Annotated in this window: 14 protein-coding genes and 1 tRNA gene; 11 read left to right on the top strand and 4 right to left on the bottom strand. The window is 35.7% G+C overall.

The window, feature by feature from the left end; translation table 11 throughout:
• Window positions 1-55: 55 nt before the first annotated feature.
• The 5 genes from IPG37_04225 to IPG37_04205 all read left to right on the top strand — a co-directional run bounded on the left by IPG37_04225 (window position 56) and on the right by IPG37_04205 (window position 7,789).
• Window positions 56-2,557 (top strand): valine--tRNA ligase, encoded by a 2,502-nt coding sequence (locus IPG37_04225; GenBank protein QQR53634.1) that lies wholly within the window; start codon window positions 56-58, stop codon window positions 2,555-2,557.
• 84 nt (window positions 2,558-2,641) lie between these two features.
• Window positions 2,642-3,097: an rRNA maturation RNase YbeY gene (ybeY, locus tag IPG37_04220; protein QQR53633.1), complete on the top strand. Its 456-nt coding sequence runs from the start codon at window positions 2,642-2,644 to the stop codon at window positions 3,095-3,097.
• Window positions 3,094-6,831, top strand: coding sequence for a hypothetical protein (locus tag IPG37_04215; GenBank protein QQR53632.1), 3,738 nt, complete (start codon window positions 3,094-3,096; stop codon window positions 6,829-6,831). Before ybeY ends, IPG37_04215 begins: the two co-directional genes overlap by 4 nt.
• 19 nt (window positions 6,832-6,850) lie before the next feature.
• A complete protein-coding gene (locus IPG37_04210) occupies window positions 6,851-7,324 on the top strand; it encodes a hypothetical protein (protein QQR53631.1) in 474 nt (157 codons plus the stop codon).
• A gap of 36 nt (window positions 7,325-7,360) precedes the next feature.
• Window positions 7,361-7,789, top strand: coding sequence for a hypothetical protein (locus IPG37_04205; protein QQR53630.1), 429 nt, complete (start codon window positions 7,361-7,363; stop codon window positions 7,787-7,789).
• Window positions 7,790-7,838: 49 nt separating this feature from the next.
• Here IPG37_04205 and ruvA read toward each other — a convergent pair whose 3' ends face one another.
• Window positions 7,839-8,423 carry a Holliday junction branch migration protein RuvA gene (gene ruvA / locus IPG37_04200; GenBank protein ID QQR53629.1) on the bottom strand — a complete coding sequence of 195 codons (585 nt, stop codon included), beginning with the start codon at window positions 8,421-8,423 and terminating at the stop codon, window positions 7,839-7,841.
• Window positions 8,424-8,572: 149 nt separating this feature from the next.
• Here ruvA and IPG37_04195 point away from each other — a divergent pair.
• From IPG37_04195 to IPG37_04180, 4 genes are all read left to right on the top strand, one after another.
• Window positions 8,573-8,648, top strand: a tRNA-Gly gene (locus IPG37_04195).
• A gap of 100 nt (window positions 8,649-8,748) precedes the next feature.
• Complete coding sequence (locus tag IPG37_04190) at window positions 8,749-9,435, top strand: Jag N-terminal domain-containing protein (protein ID QQR53628.1); 687 nt, start codon at window positions 8,749-8,751, stop codon at window positions 9,433-9,435.
• A complete protein-coding gene (gene mnmE, locus IPG37_04185; GenBank protein QQR53627.1) occupies window positions 9,428-10,801 on the top strand; it encodes a tRNA uridine-5-carboxymethylaminomethyl(34) synthesis GTPase MnmE in 1,374 nt (457 codons plus the stop codon). Before IPG37_04190 ends, mnmE begins: the two co-directional genes overlap by 8 nt.
• A gap of 17 nt (window positions 10,802-10,818) precedes the next feature.
• A complete protein-coding gene (locus IPG37_04180) occupies window positions 10,819-11,958 on the top strand; it encodes a hypothetical protein (protein QQR53626.1) in 1,140 nt (379 codons plus the stop codon).
• Between the two features lie 84 nt (window positions 11,959-12,042).
• On the opposite strand, the gene IPG37_04175 is transcribed toward IPG37_04180, so the two are convergent.
• Window positions 12,043-12,741: an OmpA family protein gene (locus tag IPG37_04175; protein QQR53625.1), complete on the bottom strand. Its 699-nt coding sequence runs from the start codon at window positions 12,739-12,741 to the stop codon at window positions 12,043-12,045.
• Between the two features lie 175 nt (window positions 12,742-12,916).
• Between IPG37_04175 and IPG37_04170 the strand changes: the two genes are divergently transcribed.
• Window positions 12,917-14,434, top strand: a complete 1,518-nt coding sequence (locus IPG37_04170) for an Rne/Rng family ribonuclease (GenBank protein QQR53624.1) — start codon at window positions 12,917-12,919, stop codon at window positions 14,432-14,434.
• A 105-nt stretch (window positions 14,435-14,539) separates the two neighbouring features.
• Here the strand turns inward: IPG37_04170 and IPG37_04165 are convergent, their stop codons facing one another.
• Together IPG37_04165 and IPG37_04160 are read right to left on the bottom strand one after the other, a co-directional pair.
• A complete protein-coding gene (locus IPG37_04165; GenBank protein ID QQR53623.1) occupies window positions 14,540-14,968 on the bottom strand; it encodes a hypothetical protein in 429 nt (142 codons plus the stop codon).
• A 45-nt stretch (window positions 14,969-15,013) separates the two neighbouring features.
• Window positions 15,014-15,799, bottom strand: coding sequence for a hypothetical protein (locus IPG37_04160; GenBank protein ID QQR53622.1), 786 nt, complete (start codon window positions 15,797-15,799; stop codon window positions 15,014-15,016).
• Between the two features lie 820 nt (window positions 15,800-16,619).
• Between IPG37_04160 and IPG37_04155 the strand changes: the two genes are divergently transcribed.
• Window positions 16,620-17,798 carry a hypothetical protein gene (locus IPG37_04155; GenBank protein ID QQR53621.1) on the top strand — a complete coding sequence of 393 codons (1,179 nt, stop codon included), beginning with the start codon at window positions 16,620-16,622 and terminating at the stop codon, window positions 17,796-17,798.
• Window positions 17,799-17,807 lie beyond the last annotated feature (9 nt).

Raw genomic sequence — 17,807 nt, 5'->3', positions numbered from 1 at the left:
TTGTAGATATACTGTTTTATGATGAACCTACCAAAAACAGCAGGAAAGCAGACTTATGGCGATGCAAAAAAAATATGATACGCAAGCAACCGAAACTCAGTATGCACAGGAGTGGTGCGAGCAAAAGATCTATCATTGTGATAAAAATAGTTTCACATTATGGGCGGTAGACACACCCCCCCCAACCGTTTCTGGAACATTGCATATTGGGCATGTATTTTCATACACACAGACCGATATCTGTGTGCGTTATCGCAGAATGCAAGGCCATGCAGTTTTTTATCCCTTTGGCTTTGATGATAATGGCTTGCCAACTGAACGGTATGTTGAAAAAAAATGTGAAGTACGATCGTACACCATGAAACGTTCAGACTTTATCGCACTCTGTTTACGTGAGTCACAAGAGGCGGCAGGGCAGTTTAAATCATTGTGGCAGCGATTAGGCATTTCTGCGGACTGGTCAAACACGTATAGCACTATTTCAGATCGTTCACGCTACATTTCACAACTTTCCTTCTTAAAACTTTTGCAAAAAGATCTGGTCTATCGACGGTACGAGCCTGCATTATATTGCACATCATGCAGAACGTCAGTTGCACAAGCAGAGCTTGATGACGCTGTTTTGCCAAGTACCTTTAATACGATTGTTTTCAAAACAGCAGACGAACAGCAGCTGCTGGTTGCAACAACCAGACCTGAGCTATTGCCTTCATGTGTTGCGCTCCTCTTTCATCCGTCTGACAAACGGTATGCGCATCTGTATAAACAGCAGGCAAAAGTTCCACTTTTTGATATACAGGTGCCAATCCTGTCCGATGAAAAAGTTGATCCTGAAAAAGGGACGGGACTTGTAATGGTCTGTACGTTTGGTGATACTACCGATATTGAATGGTACAAAAAACATCACTTTTCGTATATTCAATCAATCGGTCTTGATGGTAAAATGACTGCGCAGGCGAATCAATATCAAGGATTGACCGTTGCTGCTGCACGGCAGAAAATTATCCAAGATCTGCACGAGCACGGATTGCTAACCGAGCAAAAACAGATCACGCACGCAGTCAGTGTGCATGAACGATGTCAGATGCCTGTTGAATATATGCTACTTGCGCAGTGGTTTGTGCGTATTTTAGACTATAAAAAAGATTTTATTGCGCTTGCTGATAAACTTGACTGGAAACCTACATTCATGAAAGCTCGCTACGTTGATTGGGTCGAGCACCTGCAGTGGGACTGGTGCGTTTCGCGACAACGAATGTACGGGATACCATTCCCGGTATGGCACTGCCAAGCATGTCAAGCAATCATTCCAGCTGAAGTCAAACAGTTGCCTGTCGATCCGCAGGAGCTTGCCCTTGCTGCATGTCCAAAATGCAAAAGCGATAACGTATTACCCGATTCTGATGTGATGGATACGTGGAACACCTCATCGTTGACACCATATATTGTCAAAGATCTGTACCAGCGAATGGCTGATCCATTTTCTGATCACGCTGCATTTTTGCCGATGGCAATGCGGCCTCAAGCACATGACATTATTCGTACGTGGGCATTTGATACGATCGTCAAAGCATTTTTTCATGAACGGAAGCTGCCCTGGAAAACGATCGTTATTTCTGGGCATGTGTTGAGTGAAAAAAATGAAAAGATCTCAAAATCAAAAGGTAATGAAAATAAAAAGCCGGAAAATCTGTTGAAAGAGTTCGGTGCAGACGCAGTACGTTACTGGACCGCATCTGCAACACTTGGTCACGATGTTGCGTTTTCGCCTGATCAGATCAGGCAAGGCAGTCGATTGGTAACAAAACTATGGAATGCGTTTCTGTTTGCAGAGCCACATATTCAGTCAGTTGATCCGAAAAAAGAGATGCCGGAAAAAGGTTTTATCAACGAATGGCTTTTGCATGAACTTACGTTGACTGAAAAGCGATATCATGAGTTAATGCACAGTTATGAGTTTGGGCCGGCGCTACAACAGGTTGAGCAGTTTTTCTGGACAATCTACTGCGACAACTATATTGAACTTGTCAAACATAGCCTGTTCAATCCAGACCTGTATCCTGCACACCAGGTTGATGCGACACGTTGGACACTGGCACATGTTGGACTGCGACTGCTGCAACTTTATGCACCCTATATTCCGTTCGTGACAGAAGCCATCTTCAAAGATCTGTATGCTGCACGACTTGAACTGGCTTCGCTCCATCAGACCGAGTTTGCACAGTATCAAACACCGTATGTGTTTGAAAAAAGTGCGAGCGCAGGACAGCTGCTGGTCATGCTGGTATCGCAAGTCCGCAAACTCAAAACACAGCAACAACTCTCATTAAAAGCGCCACTGGCCAGACTTTTGATTTGTGTAAAATCGCAAGAGTATGTTGACCTGTTCCAAGAACATCTGACCATGTTGAACGGGGTAACGCATGCACAGGAGATCAAAATCTATGTTGAAAATCGGCTGACCGATTACCATCCTTCTATTGGTTCATCGGTCATATCATCTGAATCGGTTTTGATTGAACGTGAAGGATTATGGTATATGCATGTGGTTGTCTGATTAATCTTTACTTTGTGTATTTGCTTGGATATAATACTTTTCAGATAAGCCTTTTTTTGAAAACAAAGAAAAACACATATGGTCATGGTACAAAACCTTCAATCAGTTTCAGTTGACGTTGCAAAGCTAAAAAAAATAGCGCAGGCAATTTTACTGTTTTTAGAGTACAAAAGCTTTGACTTGGCAATACAGCTTGTCGATGATCAGACGATGCAGGATTACAACAGGCGTTTCAGAAACACAGACAAACCGACCGATGTGCTTTCGTTCCCTTTTTATCCGGATCTGAAAGCGGGTGAGCGAATTGTCGCTCGCACAAAAGATGACAAAAACCTTGGCGACCTTGTGATCGCACCACGTTATGTGCAAAACAACCTTGAGCAGTGGCAGCAGACCTTTGAATATCGTCTTGCAGTTCTTCTGGTTCACGGCATCTGCCATCTGTTGGGCTATGATCATATTGAAGATGCTGATTACGAAATTATGAATGCGCAAGAACAGAAAATTCTGACCCATTTAAAACAGGTGGGCCTTGTATGATCAAAAGAATGGTTTTGCTGTTACTTTTTTTAACTCAGGCCTGTTTTTCAATGGAGCGAAAAGAAAATGCTGCTCAATTAAATCTTAATGATGCTCTACAATACTTTGAACATGCCTTACATCATGATGCTCTACAATACTTTGAACATGCCTTACATCAGAATATTTTTGATGATGAACGGAAAAAAAAATATTTTAAAACGGAATATGAAAAATTACTTAAGAACAAGAAGATTTGTGATGTTAAAGATTGGCATGCAAAAATCAAAGCGTTTCACAAAGACGGAGAGCAAGCTTTTTCATACAACTCAATTAGAACTGCAAATCTATTTTTAGAGAGATCAAACATAGATTTGTTTGCAAATGGCTCGAAAGTTGACAAAAAGACTATAAATGAATTTGATCAAATCTGTAAATGTGAAAATAAAAGTAGATTTAATTTCAATCTAGTCAGTAACTTATTTCAGGAATATGATTCAGCGTATTATGAAAAAATAGACGATTACTATGAAGGGAATAATGAAACATACAGGCTTGCATTTGATGACGTAAAAAATAAATTAGGTGGTATGGCATTTGAAGATCAAGCTGAAAAAATACAAAAAAAACAAGCCTTTTTTACGCAACATAATATTAATTATCAAAATCTATTTGCAACTTTCGAAAACTCAAAAGATCTTACTGAACGAAACAATGCCTGTCGGTATTTATGTTATCTTGATCTGGTATATCATGGCAAAAGCAAACAACCTTGTGATGATAATTTAAAAAATCATTATGAAGCATTGTTGGGAGATGCTTTTTATGATATTTGCAATCAAGATACAACAATAAACTCTTTAGTTAATTCAGATTTAGCAGGTGATTTTTTTGATGTATTAAGTTATTCTATCCAACATCAACTATATAAAGATTTTAAAGGAACGCTGGATGATTTTTTACGTTTAAATCAAAACGTAGGTGATTGTAAGCCTGGTCTTTTGGCTCAACATTTTAAGCGGTCCAATGAAAAAAGAGATGCTCAACCATCAGAAAATAAACTACATCCAAATGAAGAAAAAATCGATAGAATCATTCATTTGATACATCCAACAATGGACCAACTATTAAAAGACGAAAATTGCGCTGATTTGCTAAATAATTATCAAAAAACGTTCTTCCCAGAAACTACTATTGGTCTTTTGAAAGCCGAATTAGAGCCTTTCGTAACTGATGCAAATTTAATGAATATAAAAAGCGATGAGGACAGGTTCGCGTATTTTTTACTGGTTCAGATGCTTCATAATTACGACAGGAATAAAGCAACGACAAACGATGAATTTAAAAAAATATATAAAAATCTTACTGGATTGATACATCCAGATAAATATGAAAAATCAGCCAAAAAGGAAGTCGCAACCTATTTAACACAACTCCTGACAACTTTCAAAGACGATCTTGGTTCTCAAGAAGATATCGGCTCTAGAAAAGCTTGTATAATCAATTTTTTCAATGATTTGCATGAAACAATAGCTGTTTTTCAATGCATACCATTTGCTGATTATGCTAGTACAATGAACAGTTTTTATGATCTAAAGGAGACGAAAACACAGTATTCGAAATTTAATGCCTATCTACACCATGAATATGCAATTTCTTATTCGAAACAGCATAGAGATCGAGAGCTGAAGTTGTTAAATACATTATCGATAGAAAAAAGAAAACTCATCAAAGATCTTTATATAACGTATGCCAAAAAAGCTACTAAACCGATTGATTTTGAAGCCTGGTATCAGTATATCAATACGATACCGGTTGATAAAGATAAAAAGTTTGCCGAGGCATTCAATCTTTTGTTAACAAATTATTCGAAAACAGAGCTGCCAGCTTTTATAGAACGGTTTAAAAAAAATTACCACACATACAAACAACATGACTCACTGCTTTTTGAAACGTATACTGATTTCAATACTGACTGTAACGAAAACAATCTTAAACAGATTGATTTTTTTGATTGGAAAACTATTTTTAAAGATCTTATGAAAAATAATGAGTTTAATCTTACTAATTCTGGTGATATTAAGTTGAATAATGCATTGACTAAGCTCTATTTTCATAAAGCAGACTCATTTGCGCAAGCAGAAGACTTTATAAAACAGCAACGAGATTTCGACAAAAAAGAAGCAAGCATTAGGATCGGAAATTTTTTGAAAGTAGTAACCTTATTAGACGACAAAAAAAGCAGTTATGAAGAATATGAAGTTTGCCATAAAAAAGTGTCTCACTATTTTACAAAGCAACCTTTTTTTGAAGCCTTACAAGATGTTAAAGACAAAAATAAGGTGCTCAATGAAATGACACAAACAATGTTTTTGTCATCAAAATTTTGCTTGAAATCAGACTTTGAGGAAGTAATACCTGAATTGCCAGATAACGATTCTTACCTAAACTTGGCCGGGAGTTACTATAATCAAATAAGAAATCTCAAGTTCTCGAAGTTAAAAAAGTATAAGCGGTATACATTTACTGATTTTGTAAATGAAACAAAAACAATAAAAATGAGTTTTGGCAGGTATTTTTCTAACCACATTTCAGAATTTTTAAAAGAACAAATAGAAACACTGCGCCATAATTTCATTATATCTCTTGCATTTGCACGGATTAACGGCTTAAGTGATGCTGATTTTAACGCTGTAAAAGAAAGTTGTGAAAAAGTTGAAAACAATGAAAGCAAAAGTATATGTTATTTAACCTTAGCTGCAGACATTTTAAACAATATGCATCTTAATTTCGGAAAACCTGATGTTTTTTGCCATTTTTTAAAACTTTTTGAAGGCGCGGGTAATAAAGAATTATTCGAAAAAGGGTTTGATACTCGAGAAGAGAATCAAAAATTTATTGCTAACGTTGCCGCTCGTAAAATTGAACAGTTTAAAAAGGAAGCACATGTTTTTTATGAAACTATGTTGCCAGAAAAATACAAAAAACAGATTGAAGGCTCATTAAAAACGCAGGGTTTAAAACAAACAGAAATGCAAAATGCTAAAAAGGCTGCATTTTCTGCTGCCTGTGTCGCTCGTGTTATTGGACAATCAACTGATCGACTGGAACCTGCAGTATGGCAAGAGTTTGTTGAAAGTATGGCACCAACAGAAAATTCAAATAATCAAGCCGAGCAAATTGAAAAAGATCATTTAGTACTAGCCCCGCCGGTGCAAAACAATAGAATAGATTTCGATTATATAGATACTTTAACGCTTACCTATCAAACATTTCTTTTGGGTTACGGAGGTAAAAACTCTTACACCTATTTAAAAAATACCACCTTGGAAGATGTTAAAGATCGAGTGAAGCCGTTTTATACACAACAGAATGTTAACAGAGGTCTGTGTACGCCAGCGAATTTAGCATTACTTGCCTGTTTGAACAGGCTCTGTCCATATGTTTCAAAAGAGGATTTTGAAAATAATGATATGGAAAAGCACACGAAAAACGCATATGGCTTATTGAGCTTTTATGAAACGTATGCTTCAAAGAAAGGATTTTATACGGCATTTGAGGAGAATAAAGACCAGCTATTCAATAAAATTGTACAGCATCCAGCCATTTTTCAACATACCGTTCATCACAGAAATATGATGCAAAATTTGAGCATAGAACTTTATTCAACTAAAATAAAAACGCTAAACTCGGTAGGTACTCCTGCACTTTATATCAACAGATGTTTACATAATGCTTTTAATGAGCTATTTTAACTAAACAAGAGGAAATTATATGAAAAAAACTATAGCGCTGTTACTATTATTAAATGCAACCAAAATACATTCGTGGACCCCTTTTGAACTACTGTCCTTAAAAGGATGGTATGACATGTATAAAGGTGTAGCAAAAATGTCCCAAACAGATGATGGAAAATTCTTCTGGCAGGTAGCAGGTCTGGGAAGAACACTGAATGATATCTTCAAGTTTAGACAGGCATCGGATGATATCAGAAAACAACAGATTGAAGCTCAAAATCTTGCTTTTACTCATAAAACGAATATCATACAATATCTTCTTACATTGAAAAGTATAGAAAAAGAGACGTCAGTGAAGAATGATTTTACCTATATTACAACTTTTGCAAAAGGTGCCAATATATCAATCCTGGAGGCATCAGATCGCTACGAACTATCACAAGCGTCATTAATACCTGCAGCTAATTTAACAGAGAAACATGCATGCCCAGCAGTTGCAAAGACAGCATAACTGAGTTAAAAAAATTTATAATAGAAAAACGCTGTTATGAAAAAATCTATCGCTATCTCTTTTAGTCTTTTATTGGTCATAGCGCAACCAACTACGGTTCGTGCAGCTTTGAAAGACTGGTCACCGGGTCTTACTGTCTTGATCGGTATTATTAGTTTTGTAAGTTTTTGTTCACAATACTGTTTCCCTTCCATTGAGAAAGCCCAACTCCAGCAGCAAAATAATTTAAAGACACAGAAATTTGTAACCTGTGTGTTACAACTCTACAAAGCCTCCTGTAATGTAACAGGAAACACGCAAGAATGGGAAAAATTTGAATGCGATTTTTTTAAAGCCGATAACCATACAAAAGCTCAACTGTTTAAAATGGCAGGAGCGAAAGTAGCAGGAGCAGATTCGATTGAGGTACAGATAGCAACTGATTGGTTGTATGTGAATGGCTATAATGAACAAAACAACAAATAACAGAGTTCTTTACACGCCAAGCTCTATGCATAACAGCATATGGTCCACTTCATTTACTTAAAAGCACAAGTGCTTTACGCATCAACTGGTCGAAGGGCAACTGTTTTTGGCTCATCTCTTTTTTGATCTGCCTGCCCGCCGTTAGGATCTCATTTTTTGAATAGCCCAAGGACGTCAATGCTTCACATACAGTTGGCCATAGTTGCACTTCTGAGGCTAATTCTTCTTGCAGTTGTATGGCATTAGCCTTTTCTTTTAATAATAAGGTAATTGTTTCTGCTTTTTTTGTACCAATACCTTGTACTGATGCTATTGCTTTATAATCATCGTTTTGTATTGCCCTAATAATGGTACCAGGAGACAGCGTTGCCAGGCATGTCAGTGCCAATTTCGGCCCCACTCCCGTACATTGTATTAATAAAAGGAACACATTTTTTTCATCGAGCGAATGAAAGCCAAACAGAGAAGGTCCCGTTTCTTGATGCCAGTAAAAATGCACATAAATCAGACAATCAGTATTTACTTCAAATAGATTTGGCTGCGGCGTGCACAATACTAGACCAAACCCATTGGTTTCGACTACAATGGTTGACTGACCAACCTCTTTTACACGGCCTGTAATATGACTTATCATATGAAATTTGTTTTATTTTTTATTTTATAAAAGAATAGTTGATTTTCTTTTTTTTAGCAACCGCAGGGTTGGTATATTTTTATTCTTTTATTTGACAAGAGGCTTCTTATTTTGTACCATATTTTTCTGTACGAAGATCGTATAAATAAGCGGGAATAGCTCAATTGGTAGAGCGTTGCCTTGCCAAGGCAAAGGTCGCGGGTTCGAGTCCCGTTTCCCGCTCCATTGATTCTAGAAAAAGCGATTGTCTGTTCCGATTATTGGCTGAATGTTCTGATATTAAGGTTAAATCACAGTAATATTCCACTATAGAAAAGGTTTTAAAATGAAATCGCTGGTCGAAGAGGCTCAAACAGTTGGTAAAGCCTTAGAAAAAGCTTGGGAAAGAGCCGGAATGCCAACCTCTTTTACGGTAACCGTGTATGAAACACCCGAGTATGGTTTTTTGGGATTTGTCAAAAAAAATGCAAAAATTGGATTAGTTTTTAATGATAATGAGCATAAAAACACTGAAAATACAAAAAAGAAAAAGAATGATACCTATGACATGCAAAAGAAAGCAAAGCAAAAGTCAATAGAAAATAAAACAAATCAGAATCATGAAAAGCATAAAGATGCTGTGGGTGACGAACAGAAAGATAACTTATTCAAATCGAAAACAGCAACAGCTAATACTAACGGAAAAGCTCATGGAACGTCTCATACCAATGTTGCGGTAATTCCGGAGAACGGTGCGGCAGCTATATCTTCGTTTACATGGACAGATACTATGACGAACCATGTGAAAACTATGGTTCAAGATGGGCTGCGGCTTATGGGTAAAGAGACAGTTTCCTTTTCTCTACAGCCTGAGGCAACGATTTTGAAGGTTATTTTTTACGGTGAACTTGTGCAGCATCAGGCCGAACAGGTAGCATTCTTTAAAAATTTTGCTCATTTAATAGTTGTTTCACTGAGAGTACATTTTAAAACTGAATTTAAAAATTTGAGATTAGTACTTGCACGTGAGTAAAAAAACATTTTCTGACATTATCATTGCGCAAGCCAGCCCGCAAGGAGTAGGTGCGCTTGCTCTGTTGCGCTTGGTCGGATCTGGTGTACTAGACCTTGTGGAGCAGTGTGTAAATCTAAAAAATAAAAAAAAATGTTCTGCACAGAAGTCCTACACCGCCCATTGTGCAGAGATTTTTGATCAAGATGGATCAATTTTAGATTTTGTGATTATCTTGATTATGCGTGCGCCTTCCACTTTCACTGGGTTAGATACCGTTGAAATTACCTGCCACAATAATATTTTCATTATACAATCTATTATTGATCTCTTTTTGAGTCTTGGTGCGCGATTGGCGTTGCCAGGAGAGTTCACCAAACTTGCAATGATACATGGAAAAATTGACCTTTTACAGGCAGAGGCTATTCAAGAGCTTTTACATGCAAATTCACCGGTACTTGCAAAGGCTGCACTGTCCCAGGTGGCAGGTAGCCTCTCTGCAAAAGTAAGTCAGTATGAAAATGAGCTATTAGCACTCTTGGCAACTGTCTCTGCAACCTTCGAATTTATCGAAGAAGAACAGAACGATTTTGCGCATATTATTATCAATAAGCTTATCGCATTGATAGACGAGCTAGACAATTGCCAAAAATTATTCGATCGGCAGCTCCATGCCCGAAATGGATTTCGAGTTGTACTACTAGGTTCGGTAAATGTTGGGAAATCTTCTCTTTTTAACGGGCTCTTAGGAAAAAGCAGAGCAATTGTAAGTGATAAAGCGGGTACAACAAGGGATGTCATTGAAGCTGGCATACTATATAAAAACAGGTTCTTAACGCTGGTCGATACCGCCGGGATACGTGTAACCAACGATGAAATTGAACAGATTGGAGTTGAAAAAGCCTTACAAGAAGCAATTTTAGCCGATCTGATTTTATTAGTCTATGATGGATCTCGACAGTTATTACCCGCAGAACAGTTGGTATATGATAACATTTTGAATATGCATAATAAAAAAGTAGTTGTAGTGTGGAACAAAGTAGATCAAGGTATCATCATTGAAAATCAACCTAAAGGCATATCATGCTCAGCGGTTTTACAATATGGTTTTGACCAAGTGTATGATCAGATAGAAAAAAGATTGTTGCAGTTAGCAGATCAAGACAGTCCTCCTTTTATTGTTAATCAAAGACATATGCACATTTTACATGCAACAAAAGAGAAACTTTTATACATACTACGACTTTGTCAAAGTGCATATCCAGCCTATGAAATTATTGCATTTGAATTACAAAATGTACTTGTAACAGTTTCAGAATTAACTGGAAAAACAATAAATGAACAGGTGATGGATCGTGTTTTTGCAACCTTTTGTGTTGGCAAGTAAACATAGGAGCATTAGTTGTGAAAAAAGTGATTATTTTCACCTGTATTGGTGGTCATAATACCATAAGTGCATCATTGAAAGAACAGTTAGGCCAACAGTATAACATCAGAGTAATGAATATTTTTCTTGATATTATTCGCTGGTTTGATCCTATAAGAATCCTTAGTTTTGGCTTTCAAAATGCTGAAACATATTACGGTTTTTTGATTCGTAATCGAATGACACGTTTTTTAAATAAGACTTTCAAACCAAGCTTAAAAGTGTTCAATCTGTTGCATTATTTTATTCATAAAAAAATTAAAAATGCGATAATAAAAGAACGTCCAAAATGTATTATTTCTGTCATTCCCTGGTTTAACGATCACTTTGTGGCAATCGCAAAGGAGTTAAATATTCCATTCTTTCTCATGCCAACAGACATTGAATTATCACATTTTTTTTATAATATTGAAAAAATATCGTATGAAAAATTTTACTTTTTAATTCCCATTTATGATATGTATGTCTATGACTATGCGATCGCAAAAGGTGTTTTGCCAAATCAGATTATATTAAGCGGTGTCGCTTTAAAATCAAGTTTTTTTGTTTCACACGATCAATATGCAGTTCGTAGCCGTTTTTCAATTCCACAAGCAAAACCTGTTGTACTTTTATTAATGGGTTCACAAGGTTCGACTTCTATTATTGATTATGTGAAAATGCTAGCAAAAATCAAAAATCTTTCTTTTCATCTGATAATTGTACTTGGAGCAAATGCAACCTTACGACAAAAAGTAAGGCACATTCAGTTTGAACCGTTGATAACATGTTCAATTTTTGATTTTACTCCCTTTATTCCACAATTAATGTCAATTGCAACAGTACTTATAACTAAATCTGGGGGGATTAGTATAAGTGAAGCATTATATATGGACCTGCCTATGTTTTTAGATGCAACCTCGGAAGTTATTTTTTGGGAGCAGAAAAATCAGGATTTTGTTGAAAAAAATGAGTTTGGCTCAATTATCCATTCTTTAAAAGATGTTCCTCAGCTCCTTGTGAATGTTTTGCAAAAAGAAAATAACAGCTCCAATATTTATAAAAATAATATGCAGTTTTTTGAAAAAAAGAATGGGTCAGACACGGTAAGAGAGCTTTTAGATAAAGTCATAGAATAAAATGTTTTGTGAAATAGTGTAGAACTTCTTTCAATGCCTGCCTCAACGAAGTTCTGTCGGGGCAGGCTTAACTTATGACATGTCTTAACTATTAATAATATGAACCTCTACGCGACGATTTGGCCACTGCTCATTCTTGGAACCAGTAACCTTTTTACCATCAATCATTGCAGGCATATCTTGCCCTCGACCGACTACCTTAATATTTGCTGCAGGCACGCCTTCTTTTTCAAGTAATTTTGCAACTTCATGTGCACGATTGTGTGAAATGCCGAAGTTGTATTCCTTCGTTCCAGCAGCACTATCTGCATGGCCTTCAATCATGATTTTCGGTTCTTTACCGGTTTCCCTGGCTTCTGCAAGTAACTGTTTAAGTTGCACTGCATCATAGCTTACAGACTCTTTTTGGTCATTTCGAACATTATATTTGTCAAAATCGAAATAAACTGTTTTAAATGAATGTTCAATTGGTGCTTCTTCTGCCCATTCATAACTATTATCGGTTTTTGCAGCCGTACCTTGTGGTTCTATAGCATCATTGTGTGCAGCTGTATCAACTGAATCATCAAAAAGATCTGTTAACTCTTGAGAATCAAATGCTAATGCATCTTGTTCAAGTGGAACGTCAAAGTCATCTGCTATTTTTTTAACTTGTGCAGGTTTTTCATAGTGGTGATGATGCTTTGCTTTTGCTTTTTTATCTTTTCTGCACGCAGGTAAAACCAATAAACCTGATGCAATTAACAGTAAAAATAGTTTATTTTTTTGATGGAAACCACTCATATTCTCTCCTCTGAGGCAAAGTAATTAAAACTTCAATACAAACTTTATGGTCGACAAAAATGTAGCATATTTTTTTTTGATTTGCTACCCAGCTTTTTTTTGATCCAGTATAGTGGTACTATAAAGATATAGATAGTACATTAAAATCAATTTTAGGATAAGCGACGCGGGTACAGTGAAAAAAATTATTATAAATAGCGATCAGTGGCAGACACGAGTGGCCATTATCCAAGATGGTGATGTGTATCACTTATACTTTGACCAACATTTACAAAGACCTATTGAAAGGGCGTATTTTAAAGGAAAAGTAAGTAAAGTTTTACCAGGTATCCAGACGGCATTTGTTGATATAGGACAAAGTAAGGCGGGGTTCCTGCATATTTCAGAGCTTGATCGGGACCTAGCTTTTGAAAAAATTTTCAAATATGTAAAGTCAGATGAGGAAACGCTTGAACAAACCGAAAGCCCAAAAATTGAAAAGGCCAAAGTTGATATCAGTAATGTTTTGAACGAGAACGATACAATCTTGGTGCAAGTGTGCAAAGAACCGGTCTATGAAAAAGGACCGAAACTTACGACCTGTTTTACTGTTCCGGGAAGATTTTTAGTATTAATGCCCAACATCCCGAAGATAGGCATTTCTAAAAAAATAGAAGACGGTAATGAAAGGCAACGTTTGAGGGCTATTATTCGAGAGAACCTTCCAGAATCAATGGGGGCAATCATTAGAACATCTGCTGAAGGAGCAAGTGTAAAAAGTATTCAGCAGGATATCTCATACTTGAGCTCTATCTGGAAAAAAATTGAGTTGGACTTTAAAAAAGCACCATTGGAAGCAAAATTGTACGAAGACCTCGATTTAGTGTTACAAATAGTTAGAGATCACCTTGATGAACAGATAGAAGCTATCATTGTTGATAATGAGGCTGTGCAGGTAAAAATATATCAGTTCATACGAGATATGAGCCCTGAGTTTTCACACATTGTGCGATTGTACACAGGTCATCAAAATATTTTTGATCATTTTAATATCGAAAAACAGATCCAGTCAGCACTCGACCGTAAGGTACATTTAAAATGTGGTGGCTCGCTTATTATTGAAACAACCGAAGCAATGACGGTTATTGACGTCAACACAGGTAAATTCACTGGCAAGTCAAATATGGAAGAAACAATTGTAAAGACGAACATTGAGGCTGCTTACGAAATTGCGCGACAGCTGCGCTTGAGAAATATTGGAGGCCTGATTGTTATCGATTTTATCGATATGGCGACCTATGCAAATAAACAAAAAGTATTTAAAACATTTGAAAAGGTTTTAAAAGAACAGGACAAATTTCAATCCGTTGTATTGAAAATTTCTGAATTTGGCCTTGTACAGATGACCCGCAAACGTTCGGGAAAAACGTTGATGCAGCAGCTTATGCATAACTGTACAAGTTGCAATGGACTTGGCGCAATTAAGTCGTTACAAACATTGGCCTATGACATTTTTAGGCATTTAAAATGTGAACTGTTGCGACCACTTAAAACTAAAGCAGTGACCATTCAGCTACACGGTGCACTTTTTGATTATATTACCAAGAATGAATACAAAGCGATTTTGGAACTTGAAAAAATGAGTGGTATTAAAATAATGCTTGCAACCAATGAAGAGGTTGCTCAGAATCATTATCTGATTAACTGTGAATAATTTTGCTACAAAATCTACCTACAAACATCAAAGGGGCGTGGATCAGAAGCTACCAGGTCCCTTTTGAAAAAAACCCGTACATATGTAGTGTAGAGTATGAGTTGACTAGCTTTTTTGGTGTTCGGGTCCTTGAGGTGTTCCATTTTGTAATAAACGCGAATAATTACCTGTTTTTATTACCTTCAAAGAATTATCTGAAGCATTTCTTTTCAAATCATAACCAAACTTTGCCAACCAATTACAATCGTCTGCAGCAAAAAAATCGTTGCCCTTTTCATTTTTGAAAGGTTTGTCTATTAATTTTTGCAAAAAAAATAAAGTTACCACTTCTATGATTAACATTCGCTTTGTATCAATATTTTGAGGAAGTCTAAAGCGTTGTAAAAGGGGAATAGCTAGTTGTTGTAAGGTAGGATGTGTGTATGTATCACAGTGTGTAAACCAATTCGACTTAAAAATGTATGTTAAGTTGTTTTCTGATTTTACGTTTCCAAATAAGGAAAGCTGAAACCATAGGTCCCGCTTGGCATCCATGTTTTTTAATCAGTTTTGTTGCATGATGACTAGCAAAAGCGCCTATTATTCATGCTCTTGAACCGATTCATGCTTTGATAAAATAAATGAATTATCTATGACGTTCTTTTCAAGTACATATCCAAGCTTTTTAAGCCATTGAGCATCATTTTTATAAAAAATAGCAGCGGTACTACATTCATTTTTAAAGGATAGATGTATTAATTTTGGTAAAAAAAACAGAGTCATTTTTTCTATAATTGGATTTGGAATACTATTAAAATCCTGACAAAATCTAAACTGTTTTATAACGGGAATAACCAACTGCTGTAATGACGGCTCCGTATTCATATCACAATTCTGAAACCATCCCGTCTGAAAAATATATTCTAAGCTTGCCTGTGCTTTTGTCGGTGTTATACCAAGGCGTGGCGATACTATGGCGATACAGGAACGATTGAACCAATCATATCTATCCTGTTTTGCTTTTTTTATTATACACAGACTTTCTTTTTTTGCTTCAAAAGTCAAAACATCACCTGTATAACCATGTAATTTTGTACAACTCAATTTTATATTTGAAAGTGTTTGTAGTTCACCAACAAGCGCCTCAGCTACACTATCAGTTACAATCTTATCTTGACTATACTCAGAAAAAAAACCTGCTTGAATCGTATACCATTGGTCCAACAAAGCATCGACGTAAGGCAATCGATTATCAATGATGCGTTCAAGTATTAAAAAAACTTCTCCATTGTTGATAGACCTTCCGTTACTTATTACTTGACCAGCATCCATAGCATATAAAGGCATTATAAAACTTACAGAAAACAGACAAAGTACCTTTTTCATATACAGGTCCTTACGTTTTAATAATATTGACAATGTGATTATTGTATTTTAAGAATGCTTTATATTCAATATTTTTTTTAAATCATTATTTATTTTTCTAAAAATCAGTAGAATTTTTAAGCACTTTTTAAGTACATATTGACTTCATGTAAAGCTAAGCAATATGATCAAATGATATGAATACGTTCTGTTTTAGAACTTAAAAAGGTAAGACAATTATGTTAAGGAGATTGCAAATAAGTATACTTTTTATTATATCGCTTCATGCTATGAATGAGCATAAGACTACAGTTCTAGCAAACACCAAAAATGCCGAATTGTCCTTCAACGTTTGCAATGAAATTTTTAAAGGTACGGTCTCTTATTAATACCAGAAACAGTTCAGCATATTGACAATATTACATATCCTGCCATCGATACATTTTGTACAGCTTATAATCGTATTTTTATGCTTTATCATGAGATCAAGCATAAAAATATTAATTTTAATATGTATTATTTTTTACATAATGCATATTTTTTTATTAATAATATAAACAATTGGTCTAAGCAGAAACAGTCAGATACATCAAATGTACTATCACAATGGTCACAGTGTTATCAACCTTTTTTGCTTAATAATTCGTCAACCGATTCTTTGAAAGACACTATATTTGAATTAAGTGACCAACAATATGTACATTTACTAACTCATATATATGAATGCAATAATTTAGACGACGTAAAAAATGCTCTAAAAAAATCTTTTACTACAAATTCGGAAACAAACCTTACTCTGCAAAATAATTATTACGAAAAGTTTATTCTTTTATTGTCTAAAATGCTACGAGCTAATCAAACTAAAGCTACAGAATTTTTGTATGGATGGGCTTTTAGAAAAAGTAATAATATTAGAAATCTATTGAATAATGATTTTAGCCAGTCAGTATCTTTACCTAAAGCAGCGCTAAAAGAATACAATGAGCGAAAAAATCTTATTCTTGAAGACAAAAAATCTTTTGATTCCGAAACTGACAAGGTTAAGCAAAATGATTTTGCATTAAAAATCAAGGCGGATTTCAAATATCTTGATATTGAGTGTAACGCGATAGATCAATATGAACACGCTATGAACATTCTTACAAAATCAATAAACGATCTTCAAGAAAAGATCGATGCAATTAAGCCAAAGCTACTGAAAGTAAGACAATATGACGATAAAAATATATTTGAGCAGTTTAATCTAGCAATGAATCGTTACTACAATGTTAAAAAACGAATTGACCTATTTGACCATTCGCACCCAAACAAGGATATTTTGCCTGGTCTTATAGAAAACTATCAAAACGAGATAAGTTTAAAAGATACAAAGATGAAGTCCTTTCAAAAAGCCAATAAAGAAATAAACACAGCGTTAGGCAACAATGCATTAAATCAACAAAAAAAAGAGCAACTAGAGCATGACAAGGCAACAAATAGCCGAGAAATTCATGCATTAAAGAATCAGATAGATCTGTTAAAAGTACATATAAGCAATGATACTGATCCCATCCAAGACAGGAAAGGATTAATTATAGAAAAACATGACTTATATGAAATTTTAAAACAAAAGAGAGCGTCTGGTGAACAGTTAAAAAAAGAAAGCCTCATAAAACTTGAAAAATATTATAAGAGCGTTAAACAAGCCCCCGAATTGCCCCCGACCCCAGATACGGTTCTGTCAAAAGACACCAAAATTGACATAGATGCAGATCTTACCCATGACCAAAAATCTTCCGGTTTTACACCGCATACCGCACGCATAGCCACAGACTCGCATACGTTGGCCACTCAAGAAAATAAAAATCCGAACAATACACAAAGTTCAAGTACATCTAACGATGAGACTACAGAAAGTGAAACAGCACCCGACCTTCCATCCGGGGTTTTTTCTTTCCTTGCATCTGTGTCAAAAACCATTGGTAGGTTTTTTAATGCTCTTTTTTCATCGATCACTAGATGGATACCAAAGTTTTTTTGATATATCCTC

The organism is bacterium (genome assembly GCA_016699125.1).
Lineage (GTDB): Bacteria > Babelota > Babeliae > Babelales > Vermiphilaceae > AWTP1-30.
The sequence above is the reverse complement of the archived record's forward strand: the minus strand, read 5'-3'. Positions and strand labels throughout refer to the sequence as shown.